This window comes from Gramella sp. KN1008 (assembly GCF_004332155.1).
In the GTDB taxonomy this organism is placed as follows: domain Bacteria; phylum Bacteroidota; class Bacteroidia; order Flavobacteriales; family Flavobacteriaceae; genus Christiangramia.
This window is the reverse complement of sequence record NZ_SJDV01000004.1, coordinates 443,197-463,655: the sequence shown is the minus strand read 5'-3', so window position 1 is coordinate 463,655 and position 20,459 is coordinate 443,197. Positions and strand designations below refer to the sequence as shown.

General features: G+C 40.0%; 20 protein-coding genes. 7 read left to right on the top strand and 13 right to left on the bottom strand.

Annotated features, from left to right (window positions below; genetic code table 11):
- Positions 1-163: 163 nt before the first annotated feature.
- The 3 genes from EZJ28_RS10265 to EZJ28_RS10255 all read left to right on the top strand — a co-directional run bounded on the left by EZJ28_RS10265 (position 164) and on the right by EZJ28_RS10255 (position 3,707).
- On the top strand, positions 164-760 hold the full coding sequence (locus EZJ28_RS10265; RefSeq protein WP_131397505.1) for a ribonuclease HII: 597 nt from the start codon (positions 164-166) through the stop codon (positions 758-760).
- Between the two features lie 34 nt (positions 761-794).
- On the top strand, positions 795-3,224 hold the full coding sequence (locus tag EZJ28_RS10260; RefSeq protein ID WP_131397503.1) for a hypothetical protein: 2,430 nt from the start codon (positions 795-797) through the stop codon (positions 3,222-3,224).
- Between the two features lie 84 nt (positions 3,225-3,308).
- Positions 3,309-3,707 carry a hypothetical protein gene (locus EZJ28_RS10255; protein WP_131397501.1) on the top strand — a complete coding sequence of 133 codons (399 nt, stop codon included), beginning with the start codon at positions 3,309-3,311 and terminating at the stop codon, positions 3,705-3,707.
- 20 nt (positions 3,708-3,727) lie between these two features.
- Here EZJ28_RS10255 and lipB read toward each other — a convergent pair whose 3' ends face one another.
- Positions 3,728-4,435 carry a lipoyl(octanoyl) transferase LipB gene (lipB, locus tag EZJ28_RS10250; protein ID WP_131397499.1) on the bottom strand — a complete coding sequence of 236 codons (708 nt, stop codon included), beginning with the start codon at positions 4,433-4,435 and terminating at the stop codon, positions 3,728-3,730.
- A gap of 2 nt (positions 4,436-4,437) precedes the next feature.
- On the bottom strand, positions 4,438-4,596 hold the full coding sequence (locus tag EZJ28_RS10245) for a YqaE/Pmp3 family membrane protein (RefSeq protein ID WP_131397497.1): 159 nt from the start codon (positions 4,594-4,596) through the stop codon (positions 4,438-4,440).
- A 117-nt stretch (positions 4,597-4,713) separates the two neighbouring features.
- Here EZJ28_RS10245 and lysS point away from each other — a divergent pair, with 117 nt between their 5' ends.
- The 4 genes from lysS (at position 4,714) to EZJ28_RS10225 (ending at position 10,172) form a co-directional block, all read left to right on the top strand.
- Complete coding sequence (lysS, locus tag EZJ28_RS10240; protein WP_131397495.1) at positions 4,714-6,405, top strand: lysine--tRNA ligase; 1,692 nt, start codon at positions 4,714-4,716, stop codon at positions 6,403-6,405.
- Between the two features lie 121 nt (positions 6,406-6,526).
- Entirely contained in the window at positions 6,527-9,022 is a 2,496-nt protein-coding gene (locus tag EZJ28_RS10235) for a zinc-dependent metalloprotease (protein ID WP_131397493.1), read from the top strand.
- Positions 9,023-9,149: 127 nt separating this feature from the next.
- The gene (locus tag EZJ28_RS10230) at positions 9,150-9,644 is read left to right on the top strand and encodes a hypothetical protein (RefSeq protein WP_131397491.1); all 495 of its coding nucleotides are present in this window, start codon (positions 9,150-9,152) and stop codon (positions 9,642-9,644) included.
- Positions 9,645-9,749: 105 nt separating this feature from the next.
- Complete coding sequence (locus EZJ28_RS10225) at positions 9,750-10,172, top strand: DUF4890 domain-containing protein (protein WP_165499062.1); 423 nt, start codon at positions 9,750-9,752, stop codon at positions 10,170-10,172.
- A gap of 51 nt (positions 10,173-10,223) precedes the next feature.
- Here EZJ28_RS10225 and EZJ28_RS10220 read toward each other — a convergent pair whose 3' ends face one another.
- From EZJ28_RS10220 to EZJ28_RS10170, 11 genes are all read right to left on the bottom strand, one after another.
- Positions 10,224-11,450 (bottom strand): permease, encoded by a 1,227-nt coding sequence (locus tag EZJ28_RS10220; protein ID WP_131397479.1) that lies wholly within the window; start codon positions 11,448-11,450, stop codon positions 10,224-10,226.
- A 139-nt stretch (positions 11,451-11,589) separates the two neighbouring features.
- The gene (locus EZJ28_RS10215; protein WP_131397477.1) at positions 11,590-14,328 is read right to left on the bottom strand and encodes a heavy metal translocating P-type ATPase; all 2,739 of its coding nucleotides are present in this window, start codon (positions 14,326-14,328) and stop codon (positions 11,590-11,592) included.
- Positions 14,329-14,470: 142 nt separating this feature from the next.
- A complete protein-coding gene (locus EZJ28_RS10210; protein ID WP_131397475.1) occupies positions 14,471-14,791 on the bottom strand; it encodes a four-helix bundle copper-binding protein in 321 nt (106 codons plus the stop codon).
- A 132-nt stretch (positions 14,792-14,923) separates the two neighbouring features.
- The gene (locus EZJ28_RS10205) at positions 14,924-15,919 is read right to left on the bottom strand and encodes a potassium channel family protein (protein WP_131397473.1); all 996 of its coding nucleotides are present in this window, start codon (positions 15,917-15,919) and stop codon (positions 14,924-14,926) included.
- 88 nt (positions 15,920-16,007) lie between these two features.
- On the bottom strand, positions 16,008-16,574 hold the full coding sequence (locus EZJ28_RS10200; protein WP_242670101.1) for an AraC family transcriptional regulator: 567 nt from the start codon (positions 16,572-16,574) through the stop codon (positions 16,008-16,010).
- Positions 16,575-16,649: 75 nt separating this feature from the next.
- The gene (locus EZJ28_RS10195) at positions 16,650-17,186 is read right to left on the bottom strand and encodes a DUF3347 domain-containing protein (protein ID WP_165499061.1); all 537 of its coding nucleotides are present in this window, start codon (positions 17,184-17,186) and stop codon (positions 16,650-16,652) included.
- A gap of 79 nt (positions 17,187-17,265) precedes the next feature.
- A complete protein-coding gene (locus EZJ28_RS10190) occupies positions 17,266-18,018 on the bottom strand; it encodes a PepSY domain-containing protein (protein ID WP_131397548.1) in 753 nt (250 codons plus the stop codon).
- Positions 18,019-18,057: 39 nt separating this feature from the next.
- Entirely contained in the window at positions 18,058-18,549 is a 492-nt protein-coding gene (locus tag EZJ28_RS10185; protein ID WP_131397469.1) for a DUF305 domain-containing protein, read from the bottom strand.
- Positions 18,550-18,568: 19 nt separating this feature from the next.
- The gene (locus tag EZJ28_RS10180; RefSeq protein WP_131397467.1) at positions 18,569-19,117 is read right to left on the bottom strand and encodes a DUF3347 domain-containing protein; all 549 of its coding nucleotides are present in this window, start codon (positions 19,115-19,117) and stop codon (positions 18,569-18,571) included.
- Positions 19,118-19,331: 214 nt separating this feature from the next.
- Positions 19,332-19,907, bottom strand: a complete 576-nt coding sequence (locus tag EZJ28_RS10175; RefSeq protein WP_131397465.1) for a DUF2911 domain-containing protein — start codon at positions 19,905-19,907, stop codon at positions 19,332-19,334.
- Positions 19,908-19,917: 10 nt separating this feature from the next.
- Positions 19,918-20,454: a nuclear transport factor 2 family protein gene (locus EZJ28_RS10170; protein WP_131397463.1), complete on the bottom strand. Its 537-nt coding sequence runs from the start codon at positions 20,452-20,454 to the stop codon at positions 19,918-19,920.
- Positions 20,455-20,459: the final 5 nt, after the last annotated feature.

Here is a 20,459-nt window from a genome sequence, read left to right as displayed (position 1 = left end):
CCGAGCCAAAAATCATAATTAATTCTTAATAAACCAAAATTATTTTAAATAAAAATGACGCTTACCTTCTGATTCTTGCCAGAATCGATCGGAACCTTGAAAATTTCGGATTTTTAAAAATTAGCACGGGGCATTATTAATAAATTCTTAATATTTTTGAAACATGCTATCATTCTATGATTTAAAACTATCGGTTGCAGGCACCGATGAGGCCGGGCGAGGATGCCTTGCCGGCCCGGTAACGGCCGCAGCTATTATTTTGCCGAAAAGTTTTGAAAACTCCCTAATTAACGACTCCAAGATATTAAACCACGCTACGAGGAATAGTCTCAAAGCTTGCCTGGAAGAAGAAGCTGTATGCTATGGGGTGGCGCATGTATTCATGGAAGAAATAGACAAAATAAACATCCTGAACGCTTCTATTCTTGCAATGCACCGGGCGATAGAGAAGTTAACCAAAACTCCAAACCATATAATCGTTGACGGGAACAGATTCAAACCTTTTAGAGACATCCCTCATGAATGTATTATTAAGGGCGACGGAAAATATATGAGTATCGCGGCAGCCTCCATCCTTGCCAAAACATATCGCGATGCGTATATGGAAAGGATTCATGAGGAGTACCCTATGTACAATTGGAAAAAAAACAAAGGCTATCCCACAAAGGAACATAGAGCGGCAATAGAAGAATATGGCCCTACAAAATATCACAGGAAAAGTTTTAAACTACTACCCGATCAATTGACGATTGACTTCTAACTTCTTATTTTTGCAAGGAAACCAACCATGACCTATGAAAAAACTGATCATACTGTTTCTTGCATTGTCAATTTTTTCCTGCTCTAATAAAACACAAACATCATTTAATTTAACTGATCATATTCCTGAGAGCACTGAAATCTTTATTGCAACTAAAGATCTAGGATCTTTTATTACTCAACTTGACAGCAACGAGTTTTTAAAAACCAGTTCATTCCCATTAAAAGCAAAGATCGGTTCTCAGCTTGATTTCATTAAATACCTGAATACCCAGGGAGAAACAGGGATAAGCTTTTCAAATCTTACTTCCAAAACTTTCACCTATACCTTACAAACAAAAAAGGATTCCACTCTTATCCAGCTTGATTCAGTAAGAAACAAGTCGATTGAAACGATAAAAGAAGGGAATATTAGTTTTCAAAAGATTGAATTAGAGGGAAATACTTTTTTTCTACATGAAAAAGGAAGCTCAGCGATCATAAGCAATTCCCGGCAACTTATCCTGGATATTGGAAACAACGAAAAAATACTTGAAGACCAGATTTTTCAAAAAGCCTACAATGCTTCCGACCCCAATAAATCAACCATTTTCATAAGACATGGCGCACTTGAAGAGATATCTGGTTTCTTCCAGGAACTGCAGTACCCAGGTTTCAACGATTTTGCAGAATGGAGCGTCCTGGATCTGGATTTAACAAACTCAGAGATTAAGGTTAACGGCATTGCCTTGGCCGATGCGGATAAATTTTTCAAGGTATTTTCTGATACCAGTCCAAAAAATATCGAAAGTGCAAAGGTATGTCCAGACGATTTTCTGAGCATGTACGCCCTGAGCTATTCCTCTTTTGATAAATTCTATTCCAGGCTTCAAAATTCAAGAAAAGATAGTATTTCTCCAGATTACCCAGAGGTTCTTACCCATACCAGAGAAATCACTTCTATTCGATTAAAAGAAGGAGACGCTATCATATTAAACGCTATCGAAATTGAAGCTGCTAAGGAGTCCCTTGCCGGACTGGGCACGGATATTGAAAATTACCGGGGATCTTCCATAATTGAATTAAACGAACCTTTAAAACTTCAAAAGACATTCTCCGGTCTCCTCAATATCGAACCGAATAAATTCTATACTATAATAGATCACTTTATCATCCTTACCCCAAATATTGAAGTCTTAAAAAAGGTCCTTACAAATTTTCAGAATGCAGCTGTGATTTCAGATAGAACACATTTTAATGAACTGATGACATCACTTTCTTCAGAATCTTCTATGCTGTTTGTGACAAGGCTTCCTGAATTTATCGATTTCACCAAAACAGACTCCGAATCCCGAAAGCTAAAATTCAGGAAGAACAGCCTCGCCGCTTTTCAGGTCATAAGTGAAGGGGATTTTGCACACCTTCACGGGGTTTTCTCTAATTCTGAATCTGCTGCTATTAGCAATGGTCCAGAACAGGTTAATTCATTCAAACTTGATAAGCCCCTGGCAACAAATCCGGTATTTTTCAAGAATCATCGTACAGATCAGATGGATATAGCCGTGCAGGATGAGAATAATGTACTCCATCTCATATCCAACAAGGGAAATCTCTTCTGGAAAGAACAACTGGACAGTCAGATTACCAGTCCTGTTTATCAGGTGGATCTGTTTAAGAACGGCAACCAGCAACTGGCATTTTCCACCGGGTATAATCTGGAGGTTCTGGATCGGGACGGCAATAAAGTGAAAGGTTTTCCCATAAAATTCAACAATGCTTTAACTCAGCCCCTGGCAGTCTTTGATTATGATAAAAACCGTACCTATCGTTTTGTACTTACTCAAAACAACCGGGTTTATATGGTTGGACCAAAAGGGAAGGCCATCAAAGGTTTTGATTTTAACGGAACCGAAAGCAGAATCATTCAGGCTCCTAAACATATACGATTAGGCGCCAAGGATTATATCCTGGTACCAGAAGAATCAGGGAAACTTCATATTTTAAGCCGGCAGGGAAACACGAGAGTTCCTGTGACGGAAACTTTCGAATTCTCTGAAAACGAATGGTACGGCTATGAAGATAAATTCATCTCCACGGCTCCCCAGAATGAGCTTATAGAAATTTCACAACAGGGACAGGTTTCTAAAGAAAATCTTCAACTGGCAGAGAATAACAGGGTCGCTGCCACCGGTAAGCACCTGGTTTACCTGAATGAAAATAAACTTTCCATAAATGGCAAAATACTGGAACTGGATTATGGTTTATATACTCATCCGCAGATCTTCAAATTTCAGAAAAGCACGTTAATAGCCATAACAGATACGCAGACTCAGAAAGTGTATGTTTTTGATAGTAAAGGTAAATTACTCGAAGGCTTTCCGGTCTACGGTACTTCCCCGGTAGACATCGCCAATGCCGATCTCGATTCCAGACTGGAAATTGTTGTACAGGGGGAAGCAAACGAAATTCTTATATATAAGCTATAAATTAAGTTTTAAGGGCCTTCCCCTATCAGAATATTTAGGCACTATAGCTAACTTTAAGAGACCATAAATATTAAGCTGCCAGGTATGCGTTTAAAGTTACTCATACTCTTTATTTTATTGAACGTTTCGGCTAAACTGTATTCACAGAAAAAACTGCAGAGGCCTTCAGGAAATGTAGGCATTGAAAGCATAGACTCTGTAGTGGTACAATCCTTCAATTTATATGAAAAACTGTTTACTTACAAAAAAAGACTGGATGCAGGGGACATCTTGAATAAAGATGAACTGTGCCAGATAGAAGCATTTTCAAGCTTCTCTGATAGTTTAGCAAAAAACGCCATAGCCGTTAGATCGGATCTGGATTCCGAAAGTTTTTTAATGAAGATCAGAGGCACTATACAACTTCAGCGAGCAAAAAGAGCTCTAGATTATTGTCACCGTACCAGCAAAGAAATCATTTCTAAAAAGAATACACTTGATTAAGTTTAGTATTGATAGAATTTTCATGCATTCTCAATCAATTCTGCTTCAAACAGGCTCTTAAAATGTTTTAAAAGCTTACCTTCAACTTCTTCTAAACTAATTTCCTTCCTGCCCAACTCCACATTCATAGAAGTTACAGCTTTTCCTTTAATTCCGCAGGGAATAATATTGTCAAAATAACCAAGATCAGCATTCACATTCAGTGCAAAGCCGTGCATGGTTACCCAACGACTAGCCCTCACGCCCATCGCGCATATTTTTCTTGCGAATGGTGTTCCAACATCCAGCCAGACGCCAGTCTCTCCCGGACTCCTTTCAGCTTTCAAACCATATTCTGCAAGAGTGAGAATCACCATTTCCTCAAGAAGCCGTAAATATTTATGTATATCGGTAAAGAAATTATCCAGATCCAGTATGGGATATCCTACTATCTGACCGGGCCCATGATAGGTGATATCCCCTCCTCTGTTGATCTTATAAAAAGTCGCGTTCTTTTCCTGAAGTTCTTTTTCTGAAATCAGCAGGTTTTCAGCATCACCGCTTTTTCCGAGTGTATAAACGTGTGGATGCTCAACGAACAGAAAATAGTTTTTGGTGGGAATATTAGTTTCCTCCCTCCTGTTCTTTATTTTAAGATCCAGCGTATTTTTAAAAAGTGCTTCCTGATAATCCCAGGTTTCTTTATAATCTTTTACTCCTAAATATCTAACCTCAACTTCCTTATTCATAACTAAGATTTAGGATTGTTCAGAATAATTAAAGCGGCTATCACTCCCGGAACCCAACCTAACAGGGTAAGGATCAATACAATAATTATAGAACCACAGCCTTTATCATAGACTGCTAACGGCGGAAACAACACCGATAAGATCACTCTCCAGATACTCATTGGCAGAATTTTCATGCAAAGATAGAATTATTATTTCGGCTTTTAATTGCGTTGTGTGGCAGGCTGATAGTCACTATATTTGCATCCGCATTTTGTTGAATGCACAAATAGAATTATATGCAGCAATTATCAGAACAGGAACAAATTAGACGAGAAAAACTATCGGCTATTAGAAAAGCCGGTATTAATCCATATCCTGCCGATCTTTTTCCGGTAGATCATACTACAACCGATATCAGGGAGAATTTCGAGGAAGGAAAAAAAGTAGTGATAGCAGGAAGATTAATGTCCCGGCGAATTCAGGGAAAAGCATCTTTTGCCGAATTACAGGATTCCAAAGGAAGGATCCAGGTTTACTTTAACAGGGATGAAATCTGCACAGGTGAAGACAAGTCTAAGTACAACGATTTCTATAAGAAATGGCTGGATATAGGTGATTTTATCGGAATTGAAGGAGAGCTATTTAAGACCCAGGTTGGGGAAATGACGGTGATGGTGAAAGACTTTCATCTTCTTAGCAAATCAATCAGACCCCTTCCACTTCCTAAAATCGACAAGGAAGGAAATGTGCATGACGGATTTAACGATCCCGAACAAAGATATCGCCAGCGTTATGCTGATCTTGCCGTGAATCCGAAGGTTAAAGAGATCTTCGTTAAGCGAACTAAACTGTTCAACGCCATGCGGAATTTCTTTAATGAAAAAGGCTATTTTGAGGTTGAGACCCCAATCCTTCAGTCGATACCCGGAGGCGCTGCGGCAAGACCTTTCGTAACACATCACAACGCACTGGATATTCCATTATATCTAAGGATCGCTAACGAGCTTTATCTGAAAAGGCTTATAGTAGGCGGATTTGACGGGGTGTATGAGTTCTCAAAGAATTTCAGGAATGAGGGAATGGACAGAACCCACAACCCTGAATTCACGGCTATGGAGATCTATGTGGCTTATAAGGACTATAACTGGATGATGGAGTTCACCGAAAAGCTTCTTGAGCACTGTGCAATTGCTGTGAACGGAACTACCGAAGCAACTTTCGGAGAGCATAAGATCGATTTCAAGGCCCCTTATGAAAGGCTTACAATGACCGATGCAATCAAAGAATATACAGGATTTGATATCACGGGAAAATCGGAAAAAGAACTTTACGATGCTGCCAAAGAAATGGGAATCGAGGTTGATGACACCATGGGTAAAGGAAAACTTATTGATGAGATCTTTGGAGAAAAATGTGAAGGTAACTTTATTCAGCCTACTTTCATTACCGATTATCCCAAGGAAATGAGTCCGCTTTGTAAAGAACACCGTGAGAATCCCGAACTTACCGAGCGTTTTGAGCTTATGGTCTGCGGAAAAGAGGTCGCAAATGCCTATTCTGAGCTAAACGATCCTATAGACCAGAGAGAGCGTTTTGAAGAGCAGTTAAAACTGTCTGAAAAAGGTGATGATGAAGCGATGTTCATCGATAATGATTTCCTTCGTTCACTGGAATATGGAATGCCTCCTACCTCCGGACTTGGGATTGGAATGGACAGATTGATCATGTTCCTTACCAATAAACAGTCCATTCAGGAAGTATTATTCTTCCCACAGATGAAGCCTGAAAAGAAAGCGGTAGAACTGAATGAAGACGAAAAAGCAGTTTATAAGCTTTTAAAGGCCGATGAGATCTTTGAACTGAACGAGATCAAGGAGAAATCAGGTTTAAGCAATAAAAAATGGGATAAATCCCTGAAAGGGCTTAGAAAACATAAGATGATAGAGGTATTTAAAGAAGACGATGATATGAAAATCAAGATTTCTTAATGATTCTTTAAACCATTTAGAATAAGATTAGTCCAAAGACTGCCGAAAGGCGGTCTTTTTTATTTTCTGATTTAAAATTTCCGTCTTCACATCAAATCTGTATTAACTAAAACAAAAATTTATGATCAAGAACCAGAGCCTAAAGCTGTTGCTTTTAGCCCTCTCATTATCGGTTTCCAGCTGTGCTGTTTTTCAGAAACAGGAAAAAGCACCTGCTTCTGCCGCCAGTAATGACTCCAAAAAAGACAAGAACGGAATTAAACCTTACGACAAGGTGATCACTAAGGATGCAAAAAGTGACGAAGGATTATTTACCGTTCATAAAGTTGAAGACAAATATTTCTACGAGATCCCAGACAGCCTGTTTAACCGCGAAATGCTTACCGTAACACGTATAGCCAAAACAGCCAGTGGCATTGGCTTTGGAGGCGGAAAGCAGAACACACAGGTTCATCGCTGGCAGAAGAAAGGTGATAAAGTACTGCTTAGAGTAGTTTCTTATGATATCTATGCTAATGATTCGCTTCCCGTTCATGAGGCTGTAGTAAACTCAAATTTCGAACCTATAATACAGTCTTTCGACGTAAAGACAATTGGTAAGGATTCCATCAGTAAAACCACCGTGATCGATGTTACCGATCTTTACACCAAAGATGTGCAGCCTTTAGGCCTTCCAGATCGTACCAGAAAACAATACAAGGTCTCAAGACTTGACGAAAGCAGGTCTTATATAGATACGATTAGAAGTTACCCTGAAAATATCGAAATAAGACATGTAAAGACCTACAATGCAGGCGAGCCACCATCTAATGAAAGTATGGGATCCATATCCATGGAATTCAGCAATTCCATGATCCTTCTTCCAAAAGTTCCAATGGAAAGAAGGTATTATGATGAGCGCGTTGGCTGGTTCACCACTGAACAGACCGATTACGGGCTTGCTGCTCAGAAAAGTAAAACCGTAGAATTCATTGACCGCTGGAGACTTGAGGTGAAAGAAGAGGACATGGAGAAGTTCAAAAATGGAGAACTTGTGGAGCCAAAGGAACCAATCGTCTATTACATAGACAGGGCCACTCCTGAAAAGTGGAGACCTTTCATTAAACAGGGAATTGAAGACTGGCAGGTTGCCTTTGAAGAGGCGGGTTTCAAAAATGCCATTATTGCCAAAGACGCTCCTACAGTTGAAGAGGATCCGGACTGGAGTCCTGAAGATGTAAGATATTCGGTAGTTAGATACCTGGCTTCTCCAATTCCAAATGCCAACGGTCCCCATGTAAGTGACCCTCGTTCCGGAGAGATCCTGGAATCAGACATCAACTGGTATCATAATGTGATGACCCTTTTAAGAAACTGGTTCTTTGTACAGACTGCTGCGATCAACCCTGAGGCACAGGATGTGGAATTCAAGGACGAAGTAATGGGAAGACTTATTCGCTTTGTTTCAGCTCATGAAGTTGGACATACATTGGGACTCCCTCATAATATGGGAAGCAGTGTGGCCTATCCTGTAGAAAAATTGAGAGACCCTGAATTCACTAAAGAATATGGAACGGCTCCCTCTATTATGGATTATGCCAGATTCAACTATGTCGCTCAGCCTGAAGATGGAGATGTAGCTTTAATGCCGGAAATTGGTCCTTATGATAAGTATGCTATAGAATGGGGTTACCGTCCAATTCCTGAAAAAGAAGGAAAGGAAGAAAAGCCGGTTCTTGATGAATGGATCCTGGAACATGCCGGTGATCCCATGTATCGCTTCGGAAGACAGCAGGGTGGAGGTGTTATAGATCCAAGTTCACAAACCGAAGACCTTGGGGACGATGCGATGCTTGCAAGTGAATACGGAATTAAAAACCTGAAACGAATCGTTCCTAAACTTATAGATTGGACGGCTGAAGACGGTAAAAACTATGAAGATCTGGACGAGCTTTACGGGCAGGTGCTATCTCAATACAATCGTTACATGGGGCATGTTGCCGCAAATATTGGTGGTGTCTACGAATATTATAAGACCTATGACCAGGAAGGAGCAGTTTACACCCATGTGGACAAAGAGACGCAGGAAAGAGCTATGGATTTTCTACATGATCAGCTTTTCGAAACACCTGAATGGCTAATTAACCAGGATATCTTCAATAAGATAGAATTTGATGGAAATATTGAGCGTATCAGAAATATACAACAAAGAGCGCTGAATAATATCCTCGATTTCGGAAGAATGTCTCGTTTAATGGAAAATGAAGAGATCAACGGTAAAGAAGCATATTCTTTACTTGATATGATGACCGAGCTTCGAAAAGGCATCTGGAGTGAAGTATATTCCGGCAAGAAGATAGATCGCTACAGAAGAAATCTTCAGAGGGCTTACATCGAGAGGATGGAGCATTTGATGAATGAAGAGCAGGATGAGATCCCTGCCAGATGGAGAGATTGGATCACAAGAAGTAACATCGATGTTTCTCAAAGTGATATTAGACCTGTAGTAAGAGGCGAATTAAACACCCTGGAGAGACAGATAAGAAACTCTCTGTACAGGTCTGGAGACACCCTAACGCGATATCATCTTCAGGATGTGCTTAAGCGTATAGATCTTATCCTGAACCCTGTGGAATAGTAGCTTTTAACATTTATAAATAAAAAAACTATCACTTTAACAGTGATAGTTTTTTTTATGTTAAAACATATCCTTCCAGATTCTATATCCCTTAATTTTAAGTGAGTATAAACCAAAACGTACAGTGATGAAGAATATTAGCTTATTATTAGTGATGCTATTCCTTTCGTTTGGGGCCCTTGCCCAGGTTGATAAAAATAAGGGAAAAGCAAAAGGCCATGAAAAACAGGCCATGATGATGGAAGACCCTGAACCACATGCCATGATGTACGCCGATAAAATGGCGACCCGTTTAAGCCTGAATGCAGAACAGAAGGAAAAAATTAAAAAGGCCCAGTTAAAGCGTCTTGAAGCACAGAAAGAGCTCATGGCAGACCATATGGACGATATGGCCGATGAGCCCGAAGATATGGCCGACGAAAGAGCCAATATGCATAAACAAAGGATGAAAATACAGGACGATTTCAAAGAAGAGATGAAGGAGATCCTGACTGAAAGTCAATATACCAAATGGGAAGTGATGCATGAAAGAGAAATGAAAATGCACAAGGGGGAAATGAAAATGGAAGGCAAGAAAAAAGGCAAAAAAGATAAGTCTGATGATGATGATACCGAATATTAGACTTTCAAAAAAAGTTTTTACAAAACAGGGCAAATGCCCTGTTTTGTTTTTAAACCAATTGCAATTTGAAGAGTCAAATAAACTCAACGTCAAAACCTTATGATTATGAAAAACCTAATCACTCTAATACTCCTTCTTTTCAGTGTTGTCACCTTCGCCCAAGAAAGAGGAGAAAGAAGATCAGAAATGTCTGATGAAGAAATGGCAATTCTTGGGGCTAAAAGACTGGCTATGCAACTAGATCTTAATGAGGAACAGGAAGCCCAACTTAAAGAGCTCTATACTAAGAGAATTGGAGAACAAAGGGAACTTATGCAGGAGCGTCGGGAGGAACGTGAGGAAATTCGAAAGGAATTACAGAAAGAACGAGCCAAAATCAGGGAAGAACATCAGGAAATGTCTGAAGAATATAAAGCTGAACTGAAAAAGATCCTTACCGAGGAACAGTATACCAAATGGGAACAGCTTCAGGAAAAAAGACGAAAAGGAAGAAAAATGCATATGCAAAAAAGGAGAAATCAGGGATAAAATCCTTTTCCCATATATTAACCTGAAGGGCCATCCGGCCCTTTTTTAATTTTATCCGTTTATCAAGAATTTTAGTACAAGTCCTGCAGCCAGCCATGCATAGCAAATGAAGGCAATATATTTGAGCGTTTTCTCCAGCACCTGGCTTTTGGGAGCCATTTCTTTCATGAACATTACATCGTCACGTTTAAAGAATCCGAGATAAAGCATATAGCCGGAAATTGCAAGAAATATCATGTTCAGCCAGAAGGTATAATTGATCTTAAAATATTCGGTATCCATGATCTTTACCGAAGACGGATCTGGAAGAAGGTTTAACAAATTAAAGCCGTAATGTAATGCCAGCGATGCCCCGATTAAGGAAGCAAATAAAAGAAACAGAATAAAGAAACTCATTTTCCAGCCGTAATATTTGGCATTGATCCTTAAGATTGGGAAGACTACCAGGTCGCTGAAAATAAAAGCCATTACCCCGGCAAAACTAACGCCTTTCCCAAATAACAAAGCTGCCAGAGGAATATTCCCCATAGAGCCTATAAAGGTTATAAATGCGGCCACCGGCCCTACAATAATGTGCTCCAGGATTGTAAAAAACCCAAGATCTGCATTGCCCTGCCCGCTATTGATAAATAAAGTCTGGAAAAAAGAATCGGGCACAAAAGCGGCTACGATCCCGGCGATTGTAAATCCTATGGTAACATCTTTCCACACCATCTTCCATTCCATGGCGTATTGCTGAGATACCTTAGCCCATCCTGTTTCAGATTTCATCTTTTTTTTCCAGGATTTATCAGGATCGGCTTCATCATCATCTTCACTGTCCAGACGTTCACGAGCCTTTTTGATCAGTTTTTTAGGATTTATAAGTCTGATTAATAACCAGCTTATGAGAATCAGTATAATTCCACCTACATATTCCCCAACAACGAACTGCCAGCCCAGGAAGATCGAAATAATAATTCCCAGTTCTATAACCAGGTTGGTGGAGGCAAGAAGAAAAGCAATGGATGAAACAAAACTGGCTCCCTTTTTAAAAAGACTTTTGGTAGATGCCAGTGCAGCGAAACTACAGGAACTGCTAATGAAACCAAAAAAAGTTCCAAGCAGGAGCCCTTTGGATTCTTCCTTTCCCATAGTTTTTTGCATTCGTTTTTCGGTCACAAAGACCTGTATCCCGCTACTTATAACATATCCCAAAGCGAAAGCCCAAAGAGCCATCCAGAAAAATCCGGCTGTAGTATACGCCGCTTCTCCCCATTGACTTAAAAAATCCTGCATATTAAAAGTTAATTTTAAAACCCTGAGACAAGTTCAGGGTATTATTATCAAATAAAATGTCATTTAGAAGGAGTCCCTATGACTGTCAGCATGATTGAGAAATCTCTTCAGATTTCTCACTTCCTTCGAAATGACCTGATTAATCCAGTTTTGCATTTCTTAACCTCAGCGCATTCCCTATTACAGAAACCGAGCTAAAGCTCATCGCCAGGGCTGCGATCATAGGTGAAAGCAAAATCCCAAACACCGGGTAAAGTACCCCTGCAGCTACGGGAACCCCTATAATGTTATAGATGAGTGCAAAGAATAGGTTCTCCTTGATATTTCTCATCACCTTTTCACTAAGCTTTTTCGCTTTCAACACTCCTTTTAGATCTCCCTTAACCAGGGTGATCTCAGCACTTTCGATAGCCACATCGGTTCCGGTTCCCATGGCTATCCCAATATTAGCCTGTGCAAGAGCTGGTGCATCATTAATACCATCTCCAGCCATGGCAACTTTTTTTCCCTGCTGTTGTAACTTTTTAACCTCTTCCATCTTATTTTCAGGAACCATTCCTGCTTTAAAATCTGCAAGATCAAGGTGCTTTGCCACGGCCGCGGCTGTCTTCGCATTATCACCTGTAAGCATGATCACTTTAACCCCATGTTCCTGTAATTCTCTCAATGCCTCTTCACTTGTCTTTTTAATAGCATCAGTGATCGTAATATAACCGATGATCTTTCCGTCCACTGCGAAATAAGATACCGTTTTCCCCTGCTCCTGCTCTGCGATGACCTTCTTTTCGACCTCTTTTGAGATCTCAGCATTTTCATCAAGCATCAGCTTATCATTCCCTAGAGCAAGTCTTTTTCCACTAAGACTGGCATGAACACCCTTTCCTGTAACGGCATTGAAAGCAGTGGCTTCACTAAATTCAATATTTTGATCTGTCGCGTAATTCACAGTCGCTAAAGCAAGGGGATGTTCACTCTGAGCATTAACCGAAGCTATTAATTCGATCAATTCTTTTTCTGAATAGTCAGGGCTGACTGAAACCACCTTTTCAACCGAAGGTTTTCCCTCGGTAATAGTTCCGGTCTTATCGATGATAAGAGTATCAATCTCATTGAATTCTTCCAGAGCCCGTGCATTTTTGATAAGTACACCGTTTTGAGCCCCTTTCCCTACTCCAACCATTACCGACATGGGAGTGGCCAGGCCAAGTGCACATGGACAGGCAATAATAAGTACTGCGATAGCATTCACCAGCGCATAGACATAAGCCGGCTCAGGGCCGTATATCGCCCAGGCAATAAAAGTGATCACTGACACCAACACCACGATAGGAACAAAATAAGCCGAGATCCTGTCAGCAAGTTTTTGAATAGGTGCCTGAGAACGGCTGGCTTCATTTACCATTTTTATGATCTGTGCGAGCAGGGTTTCATCTCCTACTTTTTCAGCAGTCATAGTGAAACTCTGATTTCCGTTGATGGTACCTGAACTCACTTTATCTCCTTCAGCTTTATCTACCGGAATTGGCTCTCCGGTGATCATGGATTCGTCAATACTGCTCTTTCCGGTTTTTATAATTCCGTCTACCGGGATCTTTTCACCAGGCTTCACACGTAAAACATCTCCTTTTTCGATCTTATCTACAGATATGGTTTCTTCCTTTCCATCCCTTACTCTAACAGCTGTATTGGGAGCCAGTTTCAGTAATTCCTTAATTGCGGAATTCGTTCGGCTATGAGCTCTTGCTTCAAGTACCTGACCCAGCAAAACCAGTGTCAGGATAACGGTTGCAGCCTCGAAATATACGTGCACCGTTCCCATTTCGGTCTTGAACTGAGGCGGGAAGAAATCAGGAAAAATAAGTCCGAATACACTAAAAATCCATGCAACACCTGCACCAATCCCAATTAAAGTGAACATATTAAGGTTCCAGGTCTTTATAGATCTGTAGGCACGTTCAAAAAACATCCAGGTTCCATAAAAAACCACAGGTAGTGAAAGTCCGAACTGAATCCAATTCCATACTCTCATTCCGGCTACTTCATAAAGCGGATTTCCGGGGATCATTTCAGACATCGCAATAAGGAAGATAGGAAGTGTAAAGGCTACAGAGATCCAGAATTTACGAAGTAATTTTTTATATCCCTTTTCTTCAGCTGAAGCTTCAGGTTCCATAGGCACCAGATCCATTCCACAGATAGGACAACTACCTGGTTCATCCTTCACTACTTCAGGATGCATAGGGCAGGTATATTTTGTAGAAGAAGATTTTAGGCTTACTTCTTCCACAAGGTCCATCCCGCATACAGGACAATCACCAGGTTTATCATAAGTTTTATCGCCTTCACAATGCATGGGGCAATACCAAGTTCCCGTACCTTTCCCGACTTTCTTTTTTGGTTTAGATGGTTCCTTGAAAGAGTGTTCATCTCCTGGCATCACTATATGATAATTTCCGCCGGCTTCCTGCAAGGCATTTTCAAATTTTTCAATTTTTATATGCTCTTGCATACTTATCTTTGCTTCTGCTTTTTCAAGGTCAACAGAAACCTCCGAGACACCATCCACATTTCTCAAAGCGGACTCCACATGTGAACGGCATCCCATACAGGTCATTCCGGTTATTTTGTAGGTATGCTGCATTGGTTTGGATGAAGTACCCGGATTACCAGGCTCCATAATATGATAATTACCTCCTGCTTCCTGCAAGGATTTCTCGAATACCTGAGTAGGTACATGTGATGTCATTGTAATTTCGGCTTCTCCTTTTTCGAGATCGACGCTTACATTCTCAACATCTTTAACGTTCTGTAGAGTCTTTTCCACATGTGACCTGCATCCGTTACAGGTCATCCCGGTTATTTTATAAACGTGCTTCATTTTAAAATTATGATGAACTGAATTATATCAGTCAATTAGCAAGAGCTAAATTAAGGGAGAGAAAATATAAACGAATTCGATTTTTTGGAAAAAACTTTTGAAATTAACTGCCTGAAAAATGTTTCAGGCAGTTGATATTTTTTTAGGCGAGATAGGCTTCACATGCATTCACACATTCCCTACATGCCTGTGCACAATCTTTACAATGTTGAGCCTCATGTTTACCACACTCATCCGCACAGTCCTGGCATACCTTTTTACAATATTCCACTAAAGCATTTACATCTTTATAGTTAGTGGCCAAAACCTGGTTTAATGCAGAACATACCTCAGCACAAACACGATCAGTTCTAATGCAGTCAACCATTTTCTTTACATCGTCCTCGTCCAGGCAGGCATCAGCACAATAATTACAGTGATTAATACAATTGCCGAGTGCCTGAATCAATTTCTCATTTCTCATAACTAGTTGATTTTTATTGTTATACCTTAAATATAAAAACCACTTAAATGGGGAGGTTATAAAATTATGCTAAGTTCTTTCGGTTTTAAATGTTTTTAACCTGTAGCAGGGAAATTTAGGATTTTGTAAAGATTATACGAGATCCCAGCTCCAGCCATCCTGTCTCACAAGAGTCTGAAATAACCTTCGGGTATGTATAAGGTCTTTGCCCACATTCATACTCGGGCGGTCAACAGTCGTAAGACCCTCTTTTCTTAACATATCGGTCCCGGCTAATGGAGGGGCCTCTTCAATGATCTTAATATGCGTAACCTCTGTGATTACTTCCCTGTAATTCTCAAATGCAACCTCCAGAGGCTTTAGCTCTATTTCGTCTGGCCTTCTCTCTTTATCTATTTCATATTTGAGTAAATACAGAGCTTCATGGAGCCTGGCCAGCTGTAAAATCACCGCATTCTTTTCCTTCCAGTTATGAAAATAATGAATTACCGGATAGGCCCGGTGATTCTGACTGTGATGTACAAGGGATTCAGAAAGATCATTGATCTTCTCTGTAAATTCTGTAAAATCCTTACCATTCCATGAATTGATCAGTATCTCTTCAGGACTATTCCCCAAATTGCTTAATCTGATCCCAAGTTTACGTTGCTCTATAACCGCCGAAAGAACGGGGATGAAGTAAGTAACTGACATGGTCAAAAGGATAAGGCCTGTAAAAGAGTATATGGCTGATATTATTCTCCAGCTATCTAAAGATGGTATATAATCCCCCACGCCGAGGGTAGAAATAGTGAATCCCGCATAATAAATCTTTTCTAACAGCTTGGCAGCATCCCTTGTCGTACTGTTTATTACAGAATCGTGATCTGCAGCGAGAAGCAGCACAAAACTTGACCACAGTAGGAATACCCAGATCAACACAATGGAAATGAGCAGTATATATCCAGTATGAGATAGAATTTTCTTTTTCCCATCCCTGCCCGATAGTCTAAGAAAGATTGTCCAGAAGCCATGTGAAAATCTACTGGTTATCCATCCACCACCCTGCATGGATAAAGTGGTTTGAATAATATCCAACACGGTGAATAAATAGATAAGGATCCCAGCAACGAGGAGGAGTATTTCCATAAAGGCTTTTACATTATGAGTTACCAGTATGAAAGAACAAAATTATTAAAGAATCTTTCCTAAAATAGCCTTAAATCTTTTGACTCAACTAAACAGCGTCTAGACTATTCCTGTCATTCAGATTCAGGCTCTTATATTCAGAAGGTGTATATCCGGTAGTTTTTTTAAAGGAAGTAGAGAGGTATGCAGGGGTGGAATATCCAAGGAGATCGGCTATAGTGGCAAGGCTGTACTCGTCGTTACTGATGAGTTCTTTTACCCTTTCAGTTCTAACAGCATTGTAGAATTTCTGAATGCTCTGTCCTTCCTGTTCTGTGAACAAATGGGTAATATGGCTATAGTCGTAATTAAGCTTCCGGGTGAGTATCTCAGAAAGCTTTTTATTGGAAGGATCGTTAGAATATACTTCATCAATAATAGTGGATTTGATCTGGTTGATCATTTTTTGCGTCTTATCCTGAACAATCTCAAATCCCACTTTCTCAAATTCCTTCTGAAGCTGGTGTATTTCGATACTGCTTAAATCCCGGGAAATAACGGCTTCTCCGAGCCGGACTTCCTTAAAAGGGATTTCCAGGTTCTTCAGAATACTCTCTACCGTCATAATACAACGGTGGCAGACAACATTCTTGATATGGATCTTAATCTCTTCCAATTATAATTGGTTATGGCTCTATAAAAATAGAAAAAAAAGGGCGGAAAAATATCCGCCCGGTTTTCAGTATCGGTCTTACATTATAGTATCTTCCACACGACCACATTTAAGCATTTTATCGCCAAAATACGGGTTCCTTATCTGGTCTGAGTCCGAGTACCAGTAGTCCCCTTTTCCTTCAAAGGCCATAGGGCAGTACTGCTTATAGATCTTGCCCCCTGAGATAGATCCCTTAAGGACAGGCTCCATACTTTTGGTAAGCTCAGAGAAAAGCTCCCTTTGTTTATTCACATCGGCGGTCTCTGCCATTTGCTGAGCGACAGAAGCAATTTCCTCATTACCTGCTGCTGCCGATTTTAATTCGGCCGCAGCCGATTTCGCTGCTTCAGCATCGGTCTGTACCAGGGCATTTTTTACTGCCAGGTAAGCATCAAAAAGTTTTTGGGATTCCTCATCCTTAAATTCAGTAACGCTCTTCTCTGTTTCTTCAGCATGAGCCATATCTTCACTTTCCTGATGCATTTCATGTTGCATTGGGGCCGAGGCATCATCCTTTTCTTTTTTGTTATCGCCGCAAGAGGTTAAAACTAAACTACCTGCAATTACACTCATTGTTATTAAACTTCTTAGATTCCTTTTCATCATTCTAATTATTAATCTGTTATTGGTTTGACGTATTTAATTATTGTTATTACACTCTGTTTTTTCTCTTTTTTTCCTTTTTCTTCTTTTTCTTCTTTTTACCTGGCTGCACCACTTTTCTAACTGTAGGTGATGAAATATACCACAACAAGAATCCGCTAAACACGGTAATGAGCCCCAGTAAAGAGAAACTACGCAGGGCCAGATTATTAAAATCATCCCTTCCTTCATAATCCATGGTGTGGGTCATCCATAAGAAATCAAACCACCTCCAATCTCTGTGCCGTACCGTTCTGAAATCTCCATTGGTCGCACCTATGTATGCCTTCAGGTTTTCATCGGTATCATAAGAGATCACATAAGCCGGCAAAAGATTCTCCCTGTACTCATGATGTTTTCCGGTTTTGGTAATCCTCTCTACTCCGGATACCTCCAATTCATCTTTCATATACCTCGCTGCGATGGATAAAGCATCCTCTTCGCTTATTTCATCAAGTATCTCCCCTGTCCTGGCATTCATTAAAACTTCTCCATTCAGAAAGTAATAAGGTTGGCCGGATATCTCCTGCAGATCTATCGAGGTGACTTCCATATCCGGAGCCAGCTCTGACGGACTCATCAGATCACTGAATGCCGACTGATCGGGGTGATGCTTCTTAAAATTGTCACCATGAATCTCATCCAGGTCGGTCCAGCTAAAATATAGTCCACTTACCGTCCACATGATAAACTGAATTCCTATAAAAATACCCAGGTACCTGTGAGCTTTCCGGATATTCATCGCTGTTTTTCTCTTTACTATCATTTAAAAAATTTGAATTGGGGTTATTTAAAGGTTATTCTATTTTTCGTTTTCAAGGCGGTATATTATCTTCTTCATTTGGGCTATCTCTCTTTTCTGAGCTTCAATGATTTCCTCTGCCAGTTTTTTGGTTTCCGGATCCTTGATATCGGCTCTTTTACTGGTCAATATTGCGATAGAATGGTGAGGGATCATAGCTTTCATATATAGCACGTCGCCAATTATAGGTCCTTGTGCCCTTACCAGGCCTAGCGCGCTAACAAATAACACCAGGCTACCAACGTATATGGCGATATTCTTTTTTCTGTTTTTATACATATTAAGCATGAAAGACAGCATAATGACAGCCATAGCAGAAATTCCCAGACAGGTCATATAAAAACGGGTGAGGCTGAAATAAACATGATCAAATTCGTAAGTATTCAGATACATGGTGATGTACATTGCAATAAATGACAATCCCAACATCATGAAAAAATTAACGTATTTGCCACCTTTCATTTTATTCTGGTTGTTTTCTTTAGAATCCATGGTCTATTTTTTAGGTTTATTATTTTTTGATAGTTTTCTCTACAGTCCCACAATCCAGCATCTTATCGCCAAAGTATGGATTTGTGATTTCCTCTACATCAGCATACCAGTAGGCTCCTTTATTATTAAAAGCCATAGGACAGAATTTTTTATAGATTGTACCTTTGGAGAGAGCTTCTTCAAACATAGGTCCAACCTTTTCGGTAAAATCAGCGAATAGTTGGCGTTGTTTTTCAATATCATCGGTCTCTGTCAACTGTTGAGCGATACTCTTCATTTCCTCCCTTTCAGAAGAAAACGAATCAGCCATTGACTTCGCCACATCCTTTGCTTTCTTAGCATCTTCACGTGTAAGGGCCATTTTTATTTCCAGGTAATTGTGCCAGACTTTTCCAGTCATCCCGTCAATGAAATCCTGATCTGCCACATCAGCAGTCTTTTTCTGAGATTCCCGCACCTCCTCGGGTGTATTAATCTCTACTGATTGGTTCTCCTTGCCGTCTTTACATGAGGTTAAAAGAATAACAGAGAACATCATCATGCTAATTGTTAATAATCTAGTTTTCATAATAATAAAATTTGGTTGACAATAAATTTAGAAGATTAATAGTTGCTTAATAATGATTTAACTAAGGTTTAAGTATTACTAATCCTCTTCGCAAGTTAGCACTGGGTCCAGCGTAATACATATAAGTATAATCCTCCCTGCTTTTTACTATCACGTTTATACAACGATCGTAAACTATTTTAAAACTTCTACCTGTATGATGGCCGGGGAATTGTTATGGACTAACCTCAAAAGGCAGGCTAATTTTCACCTTTTCCCAGCCCAGACTGATCATCCCTTTATTTCCGCCTATTTTATCAACTTTATATTCCAGCTCTTCCTGAATTTCCTGTGACTGCTCAGGTTTCACATTAAGGACCAGAACATCGTTCTTCTCATCATATTCATCCTTTCCATGCTGATCCCAGTTACTATTAAACATCACTTTCCAGGTTTCCCTTCCAGGAATAGTAAAAAAAGCATATTTTCCAGCTGGTAAGGTCTTACCGTCAAAAACCAGGTCTTTGTTGGTCTCGATCCAGGTGGCCATATGCGCACCGGCCTGCCATACCCTGTCATATCCAACAAGCCCCCCAAAGATCACACGATCCCGCACTCTGGGCGAAGAATAATCTATATGCACATGAGCATCCCCGATCATGGCCATAGCACTGGTATGAGGACTCAAAGATTTTTTCTTCCCTTCCGTTGTTTCCTTGTTGGTCATTGAATGACCCTTATGGTCGTGGTCTTGTGCAAAACCTGAAAAACTTATTACTGCAATGACTATTGTGATTATTATCTTTTTCATTTTTTTAAATTTATTGTTCTGGTTTGTAATCTCTCGAAGAAGAATGTGTTTTGATGATTTTCCATTCTCCCTCTATTTTTTTCAACACCGAAGTCGCAACACCTTTTTTCCGGATCGTACGGCTTTCTGAATTTTCCTGGTTCAGTACTATGGTATAGACGTAGGTTTCTGTAGTAAAGGCATATGGAAGGTCTACTTCCACGTCCAGGCTGTAATCTGAAAATTTGAAACTTTCAAAATGTCCCAGTTCAGGACCTAAATGGTGATCGATGTAATCCTTATAAGTGCCTTCAACCCCTCCCGATTCGTATACCTTTGAAGAATCTGCATAGAGCTTAAAGGTGCCCTCTGTTGTAAGGTTCTCCAGAGCAGATTTGTAAGCCCTGATCACTCCTCTTACATTTTCCTCTTCTGCTTTTAGATCTGCATTTTCACTGGAGGTGATCTCCTGGGAGGTTTCCTTCTTTGTAGCGCTCTTATCATCAGCACAGGAAATAAATCCCAATAGTACTGCTCCAAGCAAAAAATTAAATCTCCATTTTCTCATAATTA